The sequence below is a fragment of the Cryobacterium sp. Hh7 genome (assembly GCF_004403155.1).
Taxonomy (GTDB): Bacteria; Actinomycetota; Actinomycetes; order Actinomycetales; family Microbacteriaceae; genus Cryobacterium; species Cryobacterium levicorallinum.
On the sequence record NZ_SOHG01000048.1, the window covers coordinates 1 to 20,695 of the forward strand.

General features: G+C 64.9%; 20 protein-coding genes. 9 read left to right on the forward strand and 11 right to left on the reverse strand.

What is annotated here, in order from left to right:
- Positions 1–93 precede the first annotated feature (93 nt).
- Together E3T43_RS13105 and ychF are read right to left on the reverse strand one after the other, a co-directional pair.
- Positions 94–513: a hypothetical protein gene (locus E3T43_RS13105; RefSeq protein ID WP_134472765.1), complete on the reverse strand. Its 420-nt coding sequence runs from the start codon at positions 511–513 to the stop codon at positions 94–96.
- 125 nt (positions 514–638) lie between these two features.
- On the reverse strand, positions 639–1,712 hold the full coding sequence (ychF, locus tag E3T43_RS13110) for a redox-regulated ATPase YchF (RefSeq protein WP_134472766.1): 1,074 nt from the start codon (positions 1,710–1,712) through the stop codon (positions 639–641).
- A 76-nt stretch (positions 1,713–1,788) separates the two neighbouring features.
- Here ychF and E3T43_RS13115 point away from each other — a divergent pair, with 76 nt between their 5' ends.
- Positions 1,789–2,403, forward strand: a complete 615-nt coding sequence (locus E3T43_RS13115) for an exonuclease domain-containing protein (RefSeq protein ID WP_134472767.1) — start codon at positions 1,789–1,791, stop codon at positions 2,401–2,403.
- Positions 2,404–2,467: 64 nt separating this feature from the next.
- Entirely contained in the window at positions 2,468–3,895 is a 1,428-nt protein-coding gene (gene rmuC / locus E3T43_RS13120) for a DNA recombination protein RmuC (RefSeq protein ID WP_134472768.1), read from the forward strand.
- 120 nt (positions 3,896–4,015) lie between these two features.
- Here the strand turns inward: rmuC and glpX are convergent, their stop codons facing one another.
- From glpX to E3T43_RS13145, 5 genes are all read right to left on the reverse strand, one after another.
- Positions 4,016–4,948, reverse strand: a complete 933-nt coding sequence (gene glpX, locus E3T43_RS13125) for a class II fructose-bisphosphatase (protein ID WP_092450458.1) — start codon at positions 4,946–4,948, stop codon at positions 4,016–4,018.
- A 195-nt stretch (positions 4,949–5,143) separates the two neighbouring features.
- A complete protein-coding gene (locus E3T43_RS13130; protein ID WP_134472769.1) occupies positions 5,144–6,613 on the reverse strand; it encodes a GntP family transporter in 1,470 nt (489 codons plus the stop codon).
- 79 nt (positions 6,614–6,692) lie between these two features.
- The gene (locus E3T43_RS13135) at positions 6,693–7,613 is read right to left on the reverse strand and encodes an NAD(P)-dependent oxidoreductase (RefSeq protein ID WP_370449959.1); all 921 of its coding nucleotides are present in this window, start codon (positions 7,611–7,613) and stop codon (positions 6,693–6,695) included.
- Complete coding sequence (locus tag E3T43_RS13140) at positions 7,610–9,067, reverse strand: four-carbon acid sugar kinase family protein (protein ID WP_134472770.1); 1,458 nt, start codon at positions 9,065–9,067, stop codon at positions 7,610–7,612. Before E3T43_RS13140 ends, E3T43_RS13135 begins: the two co-directional genes overlap by 4 nt.
- Positions 9,068–9,162: 95 nt before the next feature.
- The gene (locus tag E3T43_RS13145; RefSeq protein ID WP_134441542.1) at positions 9,163–9,873 is read right to left on the reverse strand and encodes a FadR/GntR family transcriptional regulator; all 711 of its coding nucleotides are present in this window, start codon (positions 9,871–9,873) and stop codon (positions 9,163–9,165) included.
- Between the two features lie 171 nt (positions 9,874–10,044).
- Here E3T43_RS13145 and fbaA point away from each other — a divergent pair, with 171 nt between their 5' ends.
- Together fbaA and E3T43_RS13155 are read left to right on the forward strand one after the other, a co-directional pair.
- Positions 10,045–11,070: a class II fructose-bisphosphate aldolase gene (gene fbaA / locus E3T43_RS13150; RefSeq protein ID WP_134472771.1), complete on the forward strand. Its 1,026-nt coding sequence runs from the start codon at positions 10,045–10,047 to the stop codon at positions 11,068–11,070.
- Positions 11,071–11,108: 38 nt separating this feature from the next.
- Entirely contained in the window at positions 11,109–11,723 is a 615-nt protein-coding gene (locus E3T43_RS13155; RefSeq protein ID WP_134472772.1) for a DUF6264 family protein, read from the forward strand.
- A gap of 28 nt (positions 11,724–11,751) precedes the next feature.
- Here E3T43_RS13155 and E3T43_RS13160 read toward each other — a convergent pair whose 3' ends face one another.
- Entirely contained in the window at positions 11,752–12,792 is a 1,041-nt protein-coding gene (locus E3T43_RS13160; RefSeq protein ID WP_134467389.1) for a 4-hydroxy-3-methylbut-2-enyl diphosphate reductase, read from the reverse strand.
- 132 nt (positions 12,793–12,924) lie between these two features.
- Between E3T43_RS13160 and xseA the strand changes: the two genes are divergently transcribed.
- From xseA to E3T43_RS13185, 5 genes are all read left to right on the forward strand, one after another.
- Positions 12,925–14,142 carry an exodeoxyribonuclease VII large subunit gene (xseA, locus tag E3T43_RS13165; RefSeq protein WP_092450365.1) on the forward strand — a complete coding sequence of 406 codons (1,218 nt, stop codon included), beginning with the start codon at positions 12,925–12,927 and terminating at the stop codon, positions 14,140–14,142.
- A gap of 5 nt (positions 14,143–14,147) precedes the next feature.
- Positions 14,148–14,399: an exodeoxyribonuclease VII small subunit gene (locus E3T43_RS13170; RefSeq protein ID WP_092450460.1), complete on the forward strand. Its 252-nt coding sequence runs from the start codon at positions 14,148–14,150 to the stop codon at positions 14,397–14,399.
- A complete protein-coding gene (locus tag E3T43_RS13175) occupies positions 14,396–15,049 on the forward strand; it encodes a DUF4245 domain-containing protein (protein WP_166791329.1) in 654 nt (217 codons plus the stop codon). Before E3T43_RS13170 ends, E3T43_RS13175 begins: the two co-directional genes overlap by 4 nt.
- Positions 15,046–15,696, forward strand: a complete 651-nt coding sequence (locus E3T43_RS13180; RefSeq protein WP_134441550.1) for a carbonic anhydrase — start codon at positions 15,046–15,048, stop codon at positions 15,694–15,696. Before E3T43_RS13175 ends, E3T43_RS13180 begins: the two co-directional genes overlap by 4 nt.
- A gap of 63 nt (positions 15,697–15,759) precedes the next feature.
- Positions 15,760–17,175 (forward strand): aspartate ammonia-lyase, encoded by a 1,416-nt coding sequence (locus tag E3T43_RS13185; RefSeq protein WP_134441552.1) that lies wholly within the window; start codon positions 15,760–15,762, stop codon positions 17,173–17,175.
- A gap of 182 nt (positions 17,176–17,357) precedes the next feature.
- Here E3T43_RS13185 and E3T43_RS13190 read toward each other — a convergent pair whose 3' ends face one another.
- From E3T43_RS13190 to E3T43_RS13200, 3 genes are all read right to left on the reverse strand, one after another.
- Positions 17,358–17,888 (reverse strand): GNAT family N-acetyltransferase, encoded by a 531-nt coding sequence (locus tag E3T43_RS13190; RefSeq protein WP_134472774.1) that lies wholly within the window; start codon positions 17,886–17,888, stop codon positions 17,358–17,360.
- Positions 17,889–17,987: 99 nt separating this feature from the next.
- Positions 17,988–19,337, reverse strand: a complete 1,350-nt coding sequence (locus E3T43_RS13195; protein WP_092450375.1) for a PhoH family protein — start codon at positions 19,335–19,337, stop codon at positions 17,988–17,990.
- Positions 19,338–19,554: 217 nt separating this feature from the next.
- The gene (locus E3T43_RS13200) at positions 19,555–20,676 is read right to left on the reverse strand and encodes an aminotransferase class V-fold PLP-dependent enzyme (protein ID WP_134472775.1); all 1,122 of its coding nucleotides are present in this window, start codon (positions 20,674–20,676) and stop codon (positions 19,555–19,557) included.
- Positions 20,677–20,695 lie beyond the last annotated feature (19 nt).

Here is a 20,695-nt window from a genome sequence, read left to right on the forward strand (position 1 = left end):
TTGGCTACCGCGCCAGCAACACCCAACCCACGCCGAGACATGGACCCGTATTCCGCGGCATCAAGCCGAAATAGGCGTTACTGACTCACGCTCCTAGCGATCGAGGCGCTCGTCATCGTCCGGTGTGATGACCATTCCTTCATGCGTCACTGTCGCTCCGAGCACCTCGCCGTGCTTGTCGAGGAACACCACATCAACATCACCCAGCTCGGTCCAGGGCTCCGTGCTCGCAACATCAGGGAAGAAGCCTCCCAGACCGTCGAGCGCCTGAATGATTTCGCGGTCGTAGGCGAACCTACGCTTCACCGCGGTGAGGCGCTGTCGCGCGTAGCCGTTCCCAGGCTTAACACCGACAGTTCTCGTCGATTCCAGGTGCGCCAGTTTCGCGACCAGCGGGTGACCGTCGTCACCGTTGTTGAAGACCAGTTCTATATGGGCAATTCTGGCTCGCAGCGACTGCATCCATTCCCTCTGCGCATCACGCGAGATGGACTGTCCCAATCCAGAAACCATGGCCTTGTTCCCCTCTCGCGACCGGCGTTCGCGTCGCGGTCACGCAGGCACGGGACGACGATCAGCTATCTGCGCATGTCACTCCTCGCAGGGAGTCAAATTGTATACGCCGGCCCAGTACGAGCTCAAACGTTAAACCTGAACTCCACTACGTCGCCGTCTTGCATGACGTATTCCTTGCCCTCGATCCGCGCCTTGCCCTTCGAGCGGGCCTCGGCGATCGAGCCGGCGGCCATGAGGTCTTCGAAGGAGAAGATCTCCGCCTTGATGAAGCCCTTCTGGAAGTCGGTGTGGATGACTCCGGCGGCCTGCGGTGCGGTCCAGCCCTTGTGAATGGTCCAGGCGCGGCACTCTTTCGGACCGGCCGTGAGGTAGGTCTGCAGGCCGAGGGTGTCGAAACCGATGCGGGCAAGCTGGTCGAGACCGCTCTCGGCCTGACCGGTCGACGCGAGCATCTCGGCGGCGTCTTCGGCGTCGAGCTCGCTCAGTTCGCTCTCGAGCTTGGCATCAAGGAACACGGCGTTCGCCGGTGCGACGAGGGCGGCGAGGGTGTCGAGCTTGGACTGGTCCTGCAGCACGGCCTCGTCGACGTTGAAGACATAGATGAACGGCTTTGCGGTTAGCAGGCCGAGTTCGCGGATCGGCTCGATGTCGAGCGTGGCCGAGGACAGCGGCTGGCCACCGTCGAGGATGGCCTGCGCCTTGAGCGCGGTCTCCAAAACGAGCGGCGCCATCTTGCGGCCCTTGACCTCTTTCTCGAAGCGCAGCACGGCCTTCTCGAGGGTCTGTAGGTCGGCGAGGATCAGCTCGGTGTTGATGGTTTCCATGTCACCGGCCGGGTTGACCTTCCCGTCGACGTGCACGACGTCGGGGTCGGCGAATCCGCGGATAACCTGGGCGATGGCATCCGCTTCGCGAATGTTGGCGAGGAACTTGTTGCCGAGTCCCTCTCCTTCGCTCGCACCACGCACGATGCCGGCGATGTCGACGAAGGACACGGGCGCCGGAAGCAGGGTCTTGCTGCCGTAGATGGTTGCCAGGTCGGCCAGGCGCGAATCGGGAAGGTTCACGATTCCAACGTTGGGCTCGATCGTGGCGAACGGGTAGTTCGCGGCGAGCACGTTGTTCTTGGTCAGGGCGTTGAACAGGGTTGACTTGCCCACATTGGGGAGTCCGACGATTGCAATAGTAAGAGCCACGAGAGACCATTCTACCGGCCAGGTCACCGCGGCCCTTGTCGGAGGCTCATGTCGGTGGCCCGTGAGACCATAAGGCGTGCTGAATTTCACCGCGATCGATTTCGAAACCGCCAACTCCTCGGGCGCCTCGGCGTGCTCGGTGGGCATGGTGAAAGTGCGTGACGGCCTGGTCGTCGATTCGGCCTACTGGCTCATCCAGCCGCCGCCCGACCACGACGCTTTCTCCGAGTGGAACACCCGCATTCACGGCATTGTTGCAGCGGATGTCGTGGGCGCGGCTACCTGGGCCGAGCAGCTTCCGCAGCTGGTCACCTTCGTCGGTGACGACTATCTCGTTGCCCACAACGCCGGTTTCGACCTCGGAGTGATCAAGACGGCGTCGATCGTGACCGGCCAGCCGGTGCCGGACTTTCGCTACGTCTGCAGCCTGCAGGTCGCTCGCCGCACCTATCACTTGGAGTCGTATCGCCTGCCGGTCGCGGCGATGGCGGCCGGCTTTGAAGACTTCTCGCACCACAACGCACTGGCCGATGCCGAGGCGTGCGCGGCCATCATGATTCACGCGGCCAAGCGCCACGAGGTCGACACGCTCGAACAGCTCGCCCACGTGACCCGGGTCAAGGTCGGTGTGATCGGGCCGGTGGCCACCCAGGAACACGCGTCGATGCACGGGCCAATGGCGCTCAACTAGCGTGCATTTAGCCTGATCCGAGTGTCATTCCGGCAATGTCGGTGGTCGCTGGCAAACTTCAAGCATGGAACCACTGCTGAGTTTGATCGTCGGTCTCGTCATCGGCGCCGCGTTGGGCGCCCTGCTGACCCTGGTGTTGGTGCTACGTCGCCGCAGCAACAGCGAGACTGAAGGCTCGATCGACCCCGACGTTCTCCAGGCCCGCCACCAGGTCGCCCTCGCCGAGGCGCGAGCCAGCGAGGCGACCGTGCGCGCGGCGCTGCAGAGCGAGCTGTCTGCCGCCCTCGCGACCGTTGACGGGCTCAGTTCGCAGATCGACCACGACCGGGCGTCGACGCGTGAGGCTGCGGAACGGGCGCGGTCTGACCAGCAGTTGCAGTCCGAGCGGGAAAAACGCGAGCACCTCGTGCTCGAAGCCCTCAGCCCGGTGCGCGAGACCCTACGCACCATGCAGGAGAAGGTCACCGAGCTCGAAACGCAACGCAGCGAACAATACGGATCACTGTCGGAGCAGCTCAAGCAGGCGCAGATCTCCGACCAGCAGCTGCGGGTGACCACCGAATCGCTCGCGAGTGCCCTGCGCTCCAACAGCACCCGCGGTGTCTGGGGCGAGACGCAGCTGCGACGCGTGGTCGAAGCGGCCGGACTAGCCCAGTATGTCGATTTCAACACGCAGACCAATATCACGACGGATGCCGGGCTCGGCCGACCGGACATGGTCGTTCGCCTGCCCGGGAACAAGTCGATCGCCATCGATGCCAAGGTTCCGCTTGAGCACTACATCGAGGCGAGCACCATTCCGTTCACGGCCACCGGTGAGGAGGGCGCCCGCCGTAAGCTGCTGATCGACAAGCACGTAAAGGCCGTACGGGCCCACATCGACGCTCTGGCCAAGAAGACCTACTGGGAAGGTTTCGATGCCAGCCCGGAGTTCGTGATTGCCTTCATCCCGAGCGAATCCCTGCTGTCGGCAGCACTCGAAGCCGATCCGTCGATCCTCGACTACTCGTTCAGCAAACGAGTCGCTCTGGCGTCACCGGTGAACCTGTGGGCCGTGCTCAAGACCGTGGCGTTCACCTGGCAGCAGCAAGCGGTCACCGACGAGGCCCAGAAACTGTTCGACCTCGGCAACGCCCTCTATCAGCGGCTCGGTGCGCTGTCCGGCCACGCGGAGTCACTGCGCAAGGCGCTCGAACGCACGGTGGACAGCTATAACAAGTTCGCCAACTCGCTCGAATCCCGGGTGCTCGTGACCGCGCGGCAGTTTCCGGGGATCGACCAGACCAAGATCGGGCTGCTCACCGAACCAGCCATCATTCATGATTCACCGCGCAAACTAACCGCGCCCGAGTTGGAGACGCCGGCCGAAGAACTCGACACGCTGAATCTTCCCGTTGACCTGGACGGTGCCGAACTGAACGCGGCTCAGCACAGCGCCATCAAAGCTCGCCTGCAAGAATTAGACGATCCCGAATTAGACGATCCAGAATAAGACGCTTTGCGAATCCGACCTGTGCGGGTAATTACCGGCAGACGGCACAAAGAAGCACGCCCCAAGCCTGAATGGACAGACCCGAGACGTGCAATTGTGTGAAGACCTAGTGCGAAGCGACTACAGCCACTTCGCCGCGAGGTGCTCCGCGATGACGCGACGGGCCGTGCCCGAACGGGAGCGCAGCACGATGCTCTCGGTGCGGATCATCGGCCCCTTACGGCGCACGCCGTCGACGAGTCCGCCATCGGTCACACCGGTCGCCACGAAGAACGTGTTGTCGCCACTGACCATGTCGTCGATCTCAAGCAGCTTGTCGATGTCGAGCCCGGCCGCGACGCCACGGGCGCGTTCGGCGTCGTCCTTCGGGGCGAGGCGCCCCTGCATGTAGCCGTCGAGGGCCTTGAGAGCGCAGGCCGTCGTGATGCCTTCCGGGCTTCCGCCGATACCGACGCACATGTCAATGCGAGTCTCGTAGCGAGCAGCATTGATGCCGCCGGCCACATCGCCGTCGAGCATGAGGCGCGTGCCGGCACCGGCCGTGCGGATGGCATCAATCAGGCCAGCATGGCGCGGACGGTCGAGCACGGCCACCGTCAGTTCACCGACCGGCTTCTTCAGTGCCTGGGCAAGGTCGCGAAGGTTGTCGCCGATGGACTGGTCGAGGCTGACCACGCCACGACCGGCGCCACCGGTAACGATTTTGTCCATGTAGAAGATCGACGAAGCGTCGAGCATGGTGCCGCGGTCAGACACGGCGATGACGGAGACGGCGTTCTGACGGCCGGCGGCGGTGAGGCTCGTTCCGTCGATAGGGTCCACGGCGATGTCGCAGGCGGGGCCACGGCCGTTGCCGACGTGCTCACCGTTAAAGAGCATGGGGGCTTCGTCTTTTTCGCCCTCGCCGATGACAATGAGGCCATCGAAGTTGACGGTGCCGAGGAAGGCGCGCATGGCGTCGACGGCGGCCTTATCAGCGGCGTTCTTGTCGCCGCGGCCGATGAACGGCACGGCGCGGATGGCTGCGGCCTCGGTGGCGCGCACAAGCTCCATGGCGAGGTTACGATCGGGGTGTTGAAACAGGGTGGCGGTCTCAGTGCTGTTCAAAAGGTCCTCCCGGACGTAAGTTCGACTTCGATTACGACGGATGCGCGGCGGGTCGCGCGGAGTGTCCGCCCGAGTCACCTTATCGCGACCGGCGTACGGAGGCTGTCACGGCCTTCGCACGCCGGTGGAGGGAACTGCGGTTCAGGCCCCCGCAGCGCCAACGAGGATCCACAGCACTCCCACGATCAGGAAGCCGGCAACACCAAGGACGGTCGTGAGCACGGTCCACGTTCGCAATCCGTCAGCGACGCTCAATCCGAGATATCGCGTCACCACCCAGAACCCGGAGTCGTTGACGTGCGACAGCCCGAGGGCACCGAAGGCGATAGCGAGTGTGATGAGTGCCACCTGGATCGGAGAGTACTCCGCGGATGCCACCGTTTCCGCTACCAATCCGGCGGTCGTGAGGATGGCGACGGTCGCCGACCCCTGCGATACCCGCAAGACCAGCGATATCACAAAGGCGAGCACAAGCACCGGAAGACCGGTTGCGGCGAGAGTGTCCGACAGCGCCGTGCCGACGCCGCTTTCGGTGAGCACTCGGGCAAATGCGCCACCGGCACCGGTGACCAGGATGACGATAGCGGCGGGCGGCAGGGCGGCTTCGAGAACGTCCCCGGTGTGCGACAGTGACCAGCCGCGGCGCACGGTCAGCAGGTAGAACGCGAGAGCAAGTGCGACCAGCAGCGCGAACACGGGATTGCCGATGAACGCGAACAGCGGGCGCAGCCCGGCATCGGCGGGCAGAAGGGTCGAGGCGACCGTGCCGGACATGATCAGCACGAGCGGAACCAGAATGAGCGTGAGGATCGTTCCGGCCGTGGGCGGCGCTTCGGTCTTGGTCAACGTGCCGACTCCGCCCGATCGGCCGATCGCGCCGGTCGGGGTCGATCCCGTGGAATCGCTCGAATTAGAGGCACCGAACGACGCGAACTGCTTTGCAGTAGCGGGCAGCATGATGAAATCGCGACGGTTGAGCCATTTTGCCACATAGTGGGCGAGCAAGCCGAGGGGCAAGGCGATAGCAAGACCGAGCATGGTAACCCAGCCGAGGTCGGTGCCGAGGAGTGCGGATCCACCCACGATTCCGGGGTGCGGCGGTACGGCCACGTGAACAGTGAGCATGATGGCCGCGACAGGAAGCCCGAACTTGACCGGGTCGAGACCGGCGATCTTGGAGAAACCATAAATGATCGGCACCAAAATAATGAATCCGACGTCGAAAAAGACGGGAATCGCCAGCACGAGGGCAGCCGCAGTGAGTGCCGCGGCGACGCGCTTCGGCCCAAGCAGGGTAGTGAACCGGCCGGCCAGGCTCGCCGCTCCCCCGGACACCTCGATCAGACGTCCGAGCATGGCGCCGAGCGCGACCAGGATGGCGACCGTGCCCAGGGTTCCGCCCATACCGGCGACAATCGTCGGAATGATACCCAGGCGCTCCGGGGCATCGGCGGTCGCCGGGATGGTTGCAAGCGGGATGCCAGCGGCGAGCGCCACGAGAATGCTGACGAGCAGAAGCGCGACGAACGCCTGCACCTTGAATTTGATAATGAGAACGAGCAGCAGGGCTATGCCTGCCCCTGCGATGCCCAAGAGTACGGCGGTTTCCATCGGGGTCTCCTTTGACGAACGAGGTGAGAGTGATTTACGAAGTGAACGCGAGTAATCGTGCGAATTTAGGGCGCGAGAACTACACCGAACTGCGCGGAGCGATAACGCGAATTACCGCCGAGTCATCGTGCGCAGCGAGACCGCTGGCCTGCCCCAGCAGGTATACCTGCTCCGCCGCGGCGGCGACGGGAGTGGCCAAGCCGAAGCTACGTGCTGCCGCGGTGACGATGCCCATGTCCTTGACGAAAATGTCTAGACGGCTGAGGACCTCGGCTCCGTCTTCCGTGTACGCGTCGAGCATGCGCGGTCCTCGGTTGGAGAGCATGAACGAACCTGCAGCACCCGCTGACAGCGTCGCGAGGGTGCTTTCCACGTCGAGCCCGAGCGATTCTGCGAGGGCAAGCGCCTCGGCGGCGACAGCGATGTGCACACCACAGAGCAGTTGGTTGACCGTTTTGAACGCCTGTCCATCGCCGGCCTTGTCTCCGATGATGCTGAGGGTGGAGGCGAGCAGATCGAGCACCGGGCTGGCCTTCTCGCGCGCGCTCGGCTCGGCGCCGACCACGATGAGAAGGTCGCCCTGACCGGCACGCATCGGGCCGCCGCTGAGCGGCGCGTCGACGAGCTGCACGCCGGTCTCGGCGAGCCGGGCCGCGACCGAGACGACATCATCGATACCGACCGTACTGGTCATGATGACCACGGCACCCGGTGTGAGTACGTCGGCGATGCCGGCGTCACCGAACAGGACCTCACGCAATTGCTGGCCGTTGCGCACCGCGAGCAGCACGGCGTTGACACCCTGAGCAGCGCTCCTGGCAGAATTAAACGGGGTGATGCCGGCATCCGCTGCCAGGGCGAGGCGGGCCGGAGCGATATCGAAACCGTGCACGGTCAGCGCAGTGGCCAGTCGGGTAGCCATCGGCAGCCCCATGGCCCCGAGGCCGAGCACGGCGACCCGGTAGTCCGTGGGGATGGTAGCGGGGGTGACAGCTGTCATTGGTGAACTCCAGTCAATTCTTCGGTACGAGTGGTGGTGGTGCTCAAAGTCGCGACCACGTGGGCGAGCGAGTCGTCGTCGCCGACGTTGCCCGCAAAGACGATGTAGGGAATACCGGCGGCCGGGCCGTCCATGGGTTCCCAGAGCGAGACGATGCCGGGCAGCATCGGCCCGCGCACGATCGCATGACGAATGCCGAGCCCCTCGCTGGCCACGTCGCTCGAGGTGATCCCGCCCTTGGCAATCACGAACCGCGGTGCACGCAGCGCGAGCGTGCCCTGCACGATGGCGACGACCGCAGCCGATACCCGGCGAGAGATCTCGAGACTCGCCGCCGGGTCATCCGTTTTCACGAGCAGGCGGCTGGTGTGCACGATGACGTCGCCGGTGCTGAGCCGGTCGGCGACGCGAGCGACGACGGTATCGAGGTAGGCGACCGGGTCCGCAGCATCGATCACGGTGGCAACATCGATTTCGATCGTTGTCGCGGTCGGGCGAGCAGCGACCAGTGCCGCGAGCTGCCGGGTGGTGACGCCGACGTGAGAGCCAACCACGACCATCCCGCCACCCGGTGCGGGATCACCGCGGTGGAAGACCTCAGCCGCGATGAGGGGTGCGCGGCATTCCTGGCCGATGCGAGCCCGCACAAACGGCGGGCCGACCCGGTAGAGGAGCTTCTTGCCGGCACGTTCGGCCAGATCCAGGCCGAGGGCGAGCATTCGGAGATCGTCTTCGGTGACAGCGTCAGCGCAGATCGGCGTCGCGTGGGTAGCGGGCGCGATAGCCGCCGCGATAGCCGCCGCACCGGAACGAATGATGCCGAGGTCGAGCACAATGACATCGGCGGCCCGAATCCGGCCCCCGGTCTTCTCCTCGACGTAGCCGGGCAAGTCGGAGTGCACGAAGCCGAAGGTGGAGTCGCGGGCGAACTCGGTCTCGGCGACCGGGGTAAGCACGGTCGCCAGGCGCATGTAGTGCACGCCGCCAATGGTCACCCGATTGGCGTCGGGGAAGGCAGGAACCATGACGACGCCATCAACGGCGATACCCGTCGTAGCAAGGATTTCTTCGGCGATGACATCGGTTTCAAGCGGAAAGTGGCCGCGCAGCGTGGAATCGCTGCGACTGACAAACCCGATGCTCCGGTCGGTCCGGGCCGCAGCTGCCACAGCATTCTGCACGACCTCACGATTGCGGGCGGCTGCAGCCTCGGCATCGAGACTGCGGGTATTGGTGAGCACGTAGATCGCTGCGGCACCCTGGTCAAAAGCCCATTCAAAGTCGCTTGCCGCCCAACGGGTCAGCACCGGGAGGTCAGAGACTGACTGCGTTCCGGTGGGATCGTCATCGAGGACAACGAGGATGCGCTCGGTCTCGGCCACGCGCGCCGCGACTTCAGCGGCCGGCACTCGCACGGCGACCGGATAGGCAGCGAGAATTTCGCGTTCGTCCATGTTTTCGTTACTCCCTTGTAAATCACTGCCAGATGTCAGCTGTCTGACAGCATACAGATTGCAGAGCGGAAGTCAAGATCCACACGACGCCGTCGTTAGGCCCTGCGGGAGTCCAGCACGTAGTACCGCAGGTCGGCGAGCGTCTGATCCATGTGACTGTCCATCGCCTTGCGGCTTGCTTCCGGGTCGCCTGCCCGGAGTGCGGTGAGCACGCCCTGGTGTTGCACGATGGCGTGCGCCTGAATCTCAACCACGCTGGACGTTTCGGTGCGCCGTTCTGCCATCACCCGGGTAAGCGGCTCGAACAACACCCCCAGAATGACGTTGCCGGACGCATGCAGGATGACATCGTGAAAGGCGAGATCCGCCCGAACGAACAAATCGACATCGCCGCGTTCGTGCGCGTCCCGCATGAGTTCGAGTTCGGTCGCGAGGGATTGCAGGTCGTGTTCGGTGCGCCGGCTCGCGGCGAGCGCCGCCGCGCCGGTCTCGAACATGCGCCGCACCTCGACGAGCTGTACGGCCACGTCGACGTCGCTCGTCCCCACCGCGGCCACGCGCAACACGGCGTCCAGGGAGGTCCATCGGGCCACGGGGTTGACGAAACTCCCGGTTCCGGAGACGACTCGCACAACGCCCATAGCCTGCAGCGTTTTCATGGCCTCGCGCACGGTCATGCGGCTCACGTCATGGGTGTCACCGATCTCCGCCTCGCTGGGAAGCCCGGCGTCGATGGCGAGGGAGCCGCGAATGATCTGGTCGAGAACATCGTCGGCGACAACGCTGACGAGGGATTTGCGTGCCACGGGATCTCCATCAGATAGCTGCTGTCCGACATCCGGATGTGTTCCATTGTGCCCGGTTCCGGCCGAGTCGTGTGCCGAAGGGCTCCTCCCCGCAGTAGAACCATGGAGTTGACGTTAGGCGGGCGTGGCTAGACTCGATTCACACCCCCCGCACACTTTCGAGGAGACGCAATGCCCATCGCAACCCCGGACCAGTACGCCGAAATGCTCGACAAAGCGAAGACCGGCGGGTTCGCCTACCCGGCATTCAACGTGTCTTCGTCGCAGAGCATCAACGCCGTACTTCAGGGCCTCACCGAGGCCGGATCTGACGGCATCATCCAGGTCACCACGGGAGGCGCCGACTACTTTGCCGGCCACACCGTAAAGAACCGGGCCTCCGGCGCTCTCGCCTTCGCCCGCTTCGCGCACGCGGTCGCGGACAACTACCCGATCACCGTCGCGCTGCACACCGATCACTGCCCCGAAGGCGCACTCGGCGACTTCGTTATCCCGCTCATCGAAGCCTCGGAGTCAGCGGTCGCCGATGGCGGCCACCCCATCTTCCAGTCGCACATGTGGGACGGTTCGGCCATCGCGCTCGACAAGAACCTCGACATCGCGACCGACGTTCTCAAGCGCACCCGCGCGATCAACGCCATTCTCGAGGTTGAGATCGGCGCCGTCGGCGGCGAAGAAGACGGCGTTCAGGCCGACGTCAACGAGAACCTGTACACGACGCTCGACGACGCGATCAAAATGGTCGAGGCTCTCGGCCTGGGCGAGCAGGGCCGCTATATGGCCGCGCTGACATTCGGCAACGTGCACGGCGTCTACAAGCCCGGCAACGTCAAGCTGCGCCCGGAATTGCTCAAGGAGATCCAGACCGGCCTCTCGGCCAAATTCGGGCTCGCTGCTCTGCCGCTCGACCTGGTCTTTCACGGCGGCTCGGGCTCAACGGATGCCGAAATCGCCGAAGCGGTCGCCAACGGCGTCGTCAAGATGAACATCGACACCGACACCCAGTACGCCTTCACCCGCTCGATCGCCGACTACATGCTCAAGAACTACGACAGCGTGATCAAGGTCGACGGCGAGGTCGGCAACAAGAAGATTTACGACCCGCGCGCCTGGGGCAAGGTGGCCGAGTCGGCCATGGCCGCTCGCGTCGTCGATGCCACCCGCCAGCTCGGCTCCGCCGGGCACTCAAACAGTTAGAGCACTGACAGCAGTTAGATCATGACAGCGGTTAAACCATGACAGAGAATCCGGACTCCATTCCCCCCGCGAAAGAACCTCGTCCCCGCCCCCAGTACGGCGAACTCGCCCCTGAGGGCTGGACCTGGCAACCTCCGCAGGACCAGGACCGGGTTGACGCTCCCGCCCCCACCGTTGGGGCGGGAGCAGGCGTGCACCCGACCGCGCAGCCGCCCGCCGTTCCGGCACCCCCGTTCCAGACGGGGCAGCCGTTCCAGACGGGGCAGCCGCACCAGCCCTCCTCGCGCACCGTGCCCCGCTGGGACCGGCCGCTCACTATCGGGCTATTGACCGTCGGTCTTTTGGCCACCCTGTATGGCGCGTTTTCGCTCGGCGCACTCCCCGATGCCATGCAGCTCATCTACACGCAGCAGGGCCTGGGCACCTACACTTCGGGTGCCAGCATTGGCCCGTTGACCTCGGTCGGGGCCATTGCGGTGGTGTTTATCTGGCTCGCCGCTGCCGCAGTGTCGGTGCGTCTGCTGCTGCGGCGCCGCCGTGCGTTCTACGTGTCGCTGATCGCCGGCGCAGTGTCGACCGTGACGATGTTCGCCTTCATGCTCGCCGCCATGCTGAATGACCCGACCCTGATCGAGTTCCTCAGCCGCCAGTAGCTTTCAGCGGCTGAACCGCCCCGGCCGTCTACTCGGCGGGGGCGGCGCGACCACCGAAGGCACGGGCATCCGTTTCGCCGGAGACGTTGGTGCGCAGCTCCTTGGGAAGCGAGAAGACCAGGTCTTCTTCGGCGGTCTTGACCTGCTGAACGTCGGCATAGCCGGCATCAGCGAGGGCCTCGAGCAGCTCTTCGACCAGTTCTTCGGGAACGGATGCCCCGCTCGTCACCCCCACGGTCGTCGCGTTGTCGAGCCACTCCTGTTTGACCTCGCTCGCGAAGTCCACGCGGTAGGCGGCCTTCGCGCCGTATTCCAGCGCCACCTCGACGAGGCGCACGGAGTTGGACGAATTCGCTGAGCCGACCACAATCACCAGGTCGGAGTCGCGGGCGACCTTCTTGATGGCGACCTGACGGTTCTGAGTGGCGTAGCAAATGTCGTCGCTCGGCGGATCCTGCAGGTTCGGAAACCGTGCCCGCAGCCGGCGCACGGTTTCCATGGTCTCGTCGACGCTCAGCGTGGTCTGCGACAGCCAGACCACCTTGTCGGGATCGCGCACGACGACCGTGTCGGCGGCATCCGGGCTGCCGACGAGCGTTGTGTGCTCCGGCGCCTCACCGGCGGTGCCCTCGACCTCTTCATGGCCTTCGTGACCGATCAGCAGAATCTGAAAGTCGTCACGGGCGAAGCGCACAGCTTCGCGGTGCACCTTGGTCACGAGCGGGCAGGTGGCGTCGATGGCCTGCAGGCCGCGCTCGGCGGCGGCGTTGACGACGGCCGGAGAGACACCGTGCGCGCTGAACACGATGTGCGCGCCGCGTGGAACCTCGTCGACCTCGTCCACAAAGATGGCACCGAGATTTTCGAGTTCGGAGACCACGTGAATGTTGTGCACGATCTGCTTGCGCACGTACACCGGGGCGCCGTAGTGCGTAAGCGCCTTCTCGACGGCGATGACCGCACGGTCGACTCCGGCGCAGTAGCCGCGGGGGGCGGCGAGCAGCACCCGCTTGTGTCCGACCACCGGGGTATCCTTGAGCCTGTTGCGGGCGCTTGGAATGCGTGGCATGCCCAAGCCGATAACGGGCGGAGTGCTCTTCGTTTGCGCTGTATTCACCGCCTCAGTCTACGCACGCACGACCGAAGAACTCTGGGAGGACCAGCCTGTGCCCCACGCCAGCGCAACGCCAAGGACAGCCACATGACGGATGCCCCCGCCACAGTCGAAACGCCGTGGCCGGTCGCCCTGCTCTCAGGCAAGATTCGCGGCTACATCGAGCGCCTCGGCATGGTCTGGGTCGAGGGGGAAATCACCCAGTGGGGTGCCAGCGGCGGCAACGTCTACGGCAAGCTCAAAGACCTCACCGAAGACGCCACCGTGAGTTTCACAATCTGGTCCTCGGTGCGGGCCAAACTGACCGCTGACTTCAAGGCCGGCGACCGCGTCGTCGCACTGGTCAAACCCAACTTCTGGGTCAAGGGCGGCACGCTCACCATGCAGGCCTTCGAAATGCGTCACGTCGGGCTCGGCGACCTGCTGGAACGGCTCGAACGGCTGCGCAAGCAGCTCGCGAGCGAGGGGCTGTTCGATGCCTCCCACAAGAAGCGTCTGCCGTTTCTGCCGCACTGCATCGGCCTCGTGACCGGCAAGGACTCCGACGCCGAGAAGGACGTCATTCGCAACGCGCAATTGCGCTGGCCGGCCGTGAACTTTCGGGTCGCGCACGCCGCCGTGCAGGGAGACCGTGCCGTCGGCGAGGTCACGAGCGCCATCCAACGCCTCGACGCCGACCCGGAGGTCGATGTCATCATCGTCGCCCGCGGCGGCGGTGACTTTCAAAACCTGCTCACCTTCAGCGACGAGAGTCTCGTGCGCGCCGCCGCCGCCTGCGTGACGCCGCTGGTCAGCGCGATCGGGCATGAGGCCGACCGGCCGCTGCTCGACGAGGTGGCCGACCTGCGAGCGTCCACACCAACGGATGCCGCCAAGCGCGTCGTTCCCGACGTCAGCGACGAACTGAACCGGGTACAGCAGGCCCGGGCACGCCTCAGCAGCCGGCTCACCGGCATCCTCTCGTCGGAGATCGACCGAATCTCTCAGCTGCGCAGCCGCCCGGCGCTCGTCGACCCGCGCTGGATCATCGATTCCCGCAGCGAAGACCTCACCCGCTACGTCGCCCGCGGCGCTGAGTTGACGGGGCGCGTTCTGGAGCGCGCCGGCAGCGTCGTCGTTGACCTGCGCTCACAGCTGCGCGCGCTCTCGCCGCAGGGCACCCTGGATCGCGGCTATGCGATCGCCCAGCTGCCGGGCGGCCACGTGCTGCGCCGAGCCGAGGATGCCCCCGAGGGCACCGCGCTGCTGCTCACCCTGGCTAATGGCACCGTGCCCGTCACCACAAACGCCGCCGCGCCGAAATAATTAGAATGGATGCCATGACCTCGCCTGCCCCCACCATCAGTGAACTCAGCTACGAACAGGCCCGCGACGAGCTCATTCGCGTCGTCAACGAACTCGAACAGGGGTCGAGCACCCTGGAGCAGTCGCTCGCGCTGTGGGAACGCGGCGAAGCTCTGGCCCGTCGCTGCGAGGAATGGCTGATCGGTGCCAAGGCCCGCCTCGACGCGGCCCGCCTGGCCGCCACCACACCTTCCGAAGACGCCACACCCACCAGATGAGCCGCGCCCCCAAGCCGCCGCGCGTCGTCGCCGAGCTCGGCCGACCGGAGACTCCGCAGGAGACCGCCGATCGCCTCGCCGAGAATTCGCGCAAGTACCGGTCGCACAAGACCGTGAACAACCTCGTGCTGTCGCTGCTGGTGACGTTGGGAGCCGTGCTCGTGCTCGTGTTGCTGGTGCCGCGCAACGACAATCCGATCACCCGCGACGCCGACTATCCCAACATCGCCGCCCAGCTGGCTCCGGTCGTCGACCACACCCTGGCCAGCCCGGAACTACCAGACGGCTGGAGCGCCAACGACGCCGAGTGGCGGGCCGGAGCGAACGACCAGGTTCCGTCCTGGTATATCGGCCTGATCACGCCCGAAAACCAGTTCATCGGCTTCAACCAGGCCTTCGACGCCAACCCCACCTGGCTGGCCCAGAAGCTGCCCGGCTCCCCCGTCGTCGACACGGTCAGTATCTCTGGCGTCACCTGGGACGTCTATCGCAACAGCGCGCCGGCCGCTGACCGGGGAAATTTCGACTACGCGCTCGTGACAACAGCCGGCCCGAGCACCTATCTGCTGATCGGAACGGCGCCCACCGACGACTTCGAGACCCTCGCCACCGCGCTGGCCGCCAACATCGCACAAAATGGAGCGGAATGAACCGGTCATCGACGGCCGTCCCTTCTCCGGCGCAGGCCTGGAACGAACTATGCGAGGGCAATGCGCGTTTTGTTGCCGGCACCCCCCGGCACCGCGAGGACGTTGACCGGCGGGCCGAACTCGTCGGAGCGCAGACACCGCACGCTGCACTGTTTGGCTGCAGCGACTCCCGGCTCGCCGCCGAGATCATCTTCGACCAGGGGCTCGGCGACCTCTTCGTCGTGCGCAACGCCGGCCAGGTCATCTCGTCGTCCGTGCTCGGTTCGCTGGAATACGCGGTCGCCGTGCTGCGCGTTCCGCTCATTCTCGTGCTCGGCCACGACGAGTGCGGAGCGGTACGTGCTGCGATCGATTCTCAGACAGCGGATGCCCCGGCTTTGCCCGTGCATATCGCGAGCATTATCGAGAAGATCGTGCCGGCCGTGCGTCGGGTCAGCGGGCAGGCGGCATCCACTCAGCTGGACCCGGCCCGGGTCGACGCCGGCCAGGTCGGCCGGGAACACCTCAAGGACACGGTCACCGAACTGCTCGAACAGTCCGAGGTGATCAGCGCGGCCATCGCAGCCGGTACATTGGCTATCGTCGGTGCGAACTACGTTCTTTTCGAAGGGCACGCCGACCCCAACATCGTGGTGGGCGATATTTAGCTCACCGGCGCACCCGTTGCGCACAGCACGACTCTCATACAGCACCGAAAGGGAACGCACACAGTGGTGGACACCTCCGCACAAACCGGCTACCGGATCGAACACGACACGATGGGTGAGGTCCGCGTTCCAACGGACGCTCTCTACGGTGCCCAAACCCAGCGCGCGGTCGAGAATTTTCCGATCTCCGGCTCCACACTTGAGTCCGCGCAGATCGCGGCTCTCGCCCGCATCAAGAAGTCGGCGGCTCTCGCCAACGCTCAGCTCGGCGTGCTCGATGCGGACATCGCTGACGCGATCGCCTCGGCCGCTGACGAGGTCATCACCGGGCAGTTCGACTCCGAGTTTCCGATCGATGTATATCAGACCGGCAGCGGCACCTCCTCGAATATGAACATGAACGAGGTCATCGCGACCTTGGCGACCCGCGCGCTCGGCCGTTCGGTGCACCCGAATGACCACGTCAACGCGAGCCAGTCCTCCAACGACGTGTTTCCGACCTCGGTGCACATCGCCGTCACGAGCGCCCTGATCGACGAGCTCATCCCCTCGCTCGACCACCTCGCCGTCTCCTTCGAGGCCAAGGCCGAACTGTGGAAAGAGGCCGTCAAGGCCGGCCGCACCCACCTGATGGATGCCACGCCGGTCACCCTCGGCCAGGAATTCGGCGGCTACGCCCGCCAGATGCGCCTCGGCATCGAGCGCATCCGCACCGCCCTGCCCCGCATCGCCGAGGTTCCGCTCGGCGGCACCGCGGTCGGCACCGGCATCAACACGCCCTATGGCTTTCCGCAGCTGGTCATCGAGTTGCTGGTGCAGGAAACCGAACTGCCGATCACCGAGGCACGCGACCACTTCGAAGCCCAGGCCAACCGCGACGGCCTCGTCGACGCATCCGGGGCGTTGCGCACCATCGCCGTTTCGCTTACCAAGATCTGCAACGACCTGCGCTGGATGGGCTCCGGCCCGAACACGGGTTTCGGCGAGATCAACATCCCCGATCTGCAGCCCGGCTCGTCAATCATGCCCGGCAAGGTCAACCCGGTTATCCCCGAGGCCGTGCTCATGGTCTGCTCACGCGTCATCGGCAACGATGCCACGATCGCCTGGTCCGGTGCGTCGGGCTCGTTCGAGCTCAACGTCGGAATCCCGGTGATGGGAACCGCCCTGCTGGAGTCGATCCGCCTGCTCACCAACGCCACCCGGGTACTCGCCGACAAGACCGTCGACGGCCTCGAAGCCAACCTTGAGCACGCCCGCGCCCTGGCCGAGAAGTCGCCGTCGATCGTGACGCCGCTCAACCGCGTCATCGGCTACGAAGCCGCAGCCAAAGTGGCCAAGAAGGCTGTCGCCGAGGGCCTCACCGTGCGTGAGTCTGTCATCGCGCTCGGCCACGTCGAACGCGGCGACCTCACGCTCGCCGAGCTCGACACCGCGCTCGACGTGCTGAGCATGACGCGCCCCCCGCAAAAGAAGTAACCGCACGACCGACAGCGAGTGTTGCCGATGCGCCTCAGGCGTTATCGGCAACACTCGCTGTCGTTAACCGCTCACGCCGCGGGCATCGCGACACACTTTCTTCACCGCCACCAATAGAACGATCGTCGCTGTCGTCCCGATACGGCAATGCCCTGCGGGGCGCATCGGGATCAGGGCGGAGTTCACGTTCCGCGGGGATCGGCCAACAGCTGATACATGAGATGGTCTTGCCACCGGCCCGCTATTTTGAGGTATGCGGGCGCCAATCCATAACGCACGAAGCCCACACGTTGAAGCACCCGTTGGGAGCGCACGTTCGGAATCAGCGTCTCGGCTTGCACCCTGTGCAGCCCCAACTCTTCGAATGCCCGCGTGGTCATTGCTCGAACTGCGTCAGTGGCGTAGCCGCGTCCGTTGTTCGCTTCAGCGACCCAGTAACCCATGTTGCACGACTGAAATGCCCCATAGGTGATCCCGCTGAACGTGATCCGACCCACGACCTGGGCGTCCTCGTCGAGAATCACGTGTGGCAGAGCCTCGCCTCGGCTGTGCCGAGCGAGAACATTTTCGACCTCTGCCTGCTGACCTGCGACCGTGAAGTAGGGATCTGGGCGCACTGGTTCCCACGGAGCGAAGAAGATCCGACCAGTTCGCTGGAGGACGGCAAGGCGCTCCGCATCATCGGCGGAAATGAGTCGAGTAGTAGCAGGCATCAAAGAATGCTCCCACATGAGCCGCAAATCAAACGACCTGCCGCGTGGGCTGTCGCCAACGGCAACCAGCGACCACAGACATCCACTCCCCCGCCGAAACTACATCACCTCGTTGCCCTCCAGCATCTCGGTCACGAGCGCCGCGATCGCGCTGCGCTCCGAACGGGTCAGGGTCATGTGCGCGAACAGCGGATGCCCCTTCAGCGTTTCAATCACGCTGGCCACGCCGTCGAAGCGGCCGACCCGCAAATTGTCGCGCTGGGCGACGTCGTGGGTGAGCACAACGCGCGAGTTCTGACCGATGCGGCTCAGCACGGTCAGCAGCACGTTGCGTTCGAGGGACTGCGCTTCGTCGACGATCACGAAGGCGTCGTGCAGGGACCGGCCGCGAATGTGAGTGAGCGGGAGTACCTCGAGGATGCCGCGCTCGATCACCTCCTCGACCACGTTCTCCGACACGATCGCGCCGAGGGTGTCGAATACCGCTTGCGCCCAGGGCCCCATTTTCTCGCCCTGGTCCCCCGGCAGAAAGCCGAGGTCCTGGCCGCCGACCGCATACAGAGGCCGGAAGACCATGATCTTGCGGTACTGCTGACGCTCCAGTACCGCTTCCAGACCGGCGCACAGGGCGAGCGCCGACTTCCCCGTTCCGGCTCGACCTCCCAGCGACAGAATGCCGATCTCCGGGTCGAGCAGCAGGTCAATGGCGAGTCGCTGCTCCGCCGACCGTCCGTGCAGCCCAAAGACGTCCCGGTCGCCGCGCACCAGCTTGAGCGTGCCTCGGCTGGTCACCCGGCCGAGAGCAGAGCCCCGATCGGAGTGGATGACCAGCCCGGTGTTGATCGGCATGTCCTGCACCGTGCGCGAATCGAGCGTTTCCTTGTCGTAGAGCACGCTCATCTGCTCGGCGCTGAGGGTGATCTCGTCCATGCCGGTCCATCCGGAATCAACGGCGAGTTCGTGCCGGTACTCGTCAGCGGCGAGGCCGAGCGACGCGGCCTTCACGCGCAGCGGCAGGTCTTTGGAGACGACCGTCACGGTCATTCCTTCATTGGCGAGGTTGAGCGCCACAGCCAGAATGCGCGAGTCGTTGTCACCCAGCTGCAGGCCAGACGGCAGCACCGACATGTTGGAATGGTTCAACTCCACCCGCAGGCTGCCGCCCTCGCCGACCGGAATTGGAAAGTCCAGGCGCTCATGCTTGAGCCGCAACTCGTCGAGGTTGCGCAGCGCCTGCCGGGCGAAATAGCCGATCTCCGGGTCGTTTCGCTTGGACTCCAGTTCGCTGATCACCACCACGGGCAACACCACGGCGTGCTCGGCAAACCGGAAAATCGCCTTCGGATCGGACAGAAGCACCGAGGTGTCCAGCACGTAGGTGCGCTCGGTTTGCGAAGCGGATGTCTCCACCCGGTCAGTCGCCTTGCGATCGGTTCGATTAGCGGTCATGGCCACTCCCACCCTGCGTCACGAGGACGCGGATCACTTTGGCGAGCTGGCCATCAAGCAATTCTCGAGCCGTACTTATATGGCCGTCTCGATCAGGTGCCGTACCTGATGAAAGCGACGCTACGACCTACGACAGAAAAAAGAAACCCGACACGCCCACCGAAATTTGTCGTTCACCTGACGTTGAGGCAGACGACAGGTACGCCGGCGCCGACTCCTAGTAGGTTGCTGAGAGTGCGTACGCCGTGAGCGCACCCCTCAGCATGGTTACCGTGTCGGGGTCGAGGGCCGCGTGCACACACAGTCGCACGGTCCGGCCGCGGGTGGTTGCGGTGATTCCGTGGTTGTGCAGGCTGGCTACCAGGGTGGTCAGGAGTTCGGCTGGCGGCTCCAGGACCACGATGCCGGCCCGTGAGACGACATCCCGCGGCGACACGATATCGACGACGAACTCATCGACCAGCTCGATGATCTCCGACACATTCTCGTTCATAGCCTTCTGGATCACGTCGACACCGACGTCGAAACTCTGCTCGAGCGCAGCAGCGAACCGCGCCTGCGCGATGGCGTCCCCATTGGTCACCCGAAAGGCTCGGGCAGCGTGACTGGGCGGGGTGACCTCGTCCCAGGGATCGTCCGTGTCGGTACCGACGTAACCGGAAATCACGGGCACCAGGCGCTCGAGTGCCCGTTCACTGAGGGCGAGAAACCCGGTGCCCCAGCCGGCCCGCGTCCATGTCTGACCACCAGAAGTGACGACATCCGCTGCCTCATAGGCGGCATCGACGACGCCGAAGCCCTGAATCGCGTCGACGATGAGCAGGCGATCGCCGATGACCTGGCGGATGCCCTCGAGGTCGGTGCGATACCCGGTGCGCGAATCGACCAGGCAGACGGCGACGGCAGCGACGGCCGGGGTCAGCTGGTCGCGGATCTGTCCGGGGGTGACGCGGCCGTGATCCGTCTCCAACCAGAGCGGAGTCACCACGTGCAGGGCTTCGGCGGCGCGCACTGCGGCGAACGGAACGCTCGGAAAGTCACCGGCCGAGAGCAGCACGGATCCGGTGAGACCAAACATGGCCTGCATGAGTCCGGAGCTCGTGTTGGGCTGCAGCACGATCTGATCGGCGGCAAAGCCGGTGAGCTCTGACACTGCGGTGCGAGCACGCAGATCTTGGTCGACCAGATGGTCGAGGCTGCCGTGGCGGGCGCGGGACAACACCTCGGTCTGGCCGAGGGTCTCAGCCACCACGGCCTCGGAGAGCGGGCCGACCCGACCGAAGTCGAGGTAGCCGGGTTCCTCACGAAAACCGTCGGTGAAGCTGAGCAGTGAATTCATGCGCGCAATTCCAATCGGT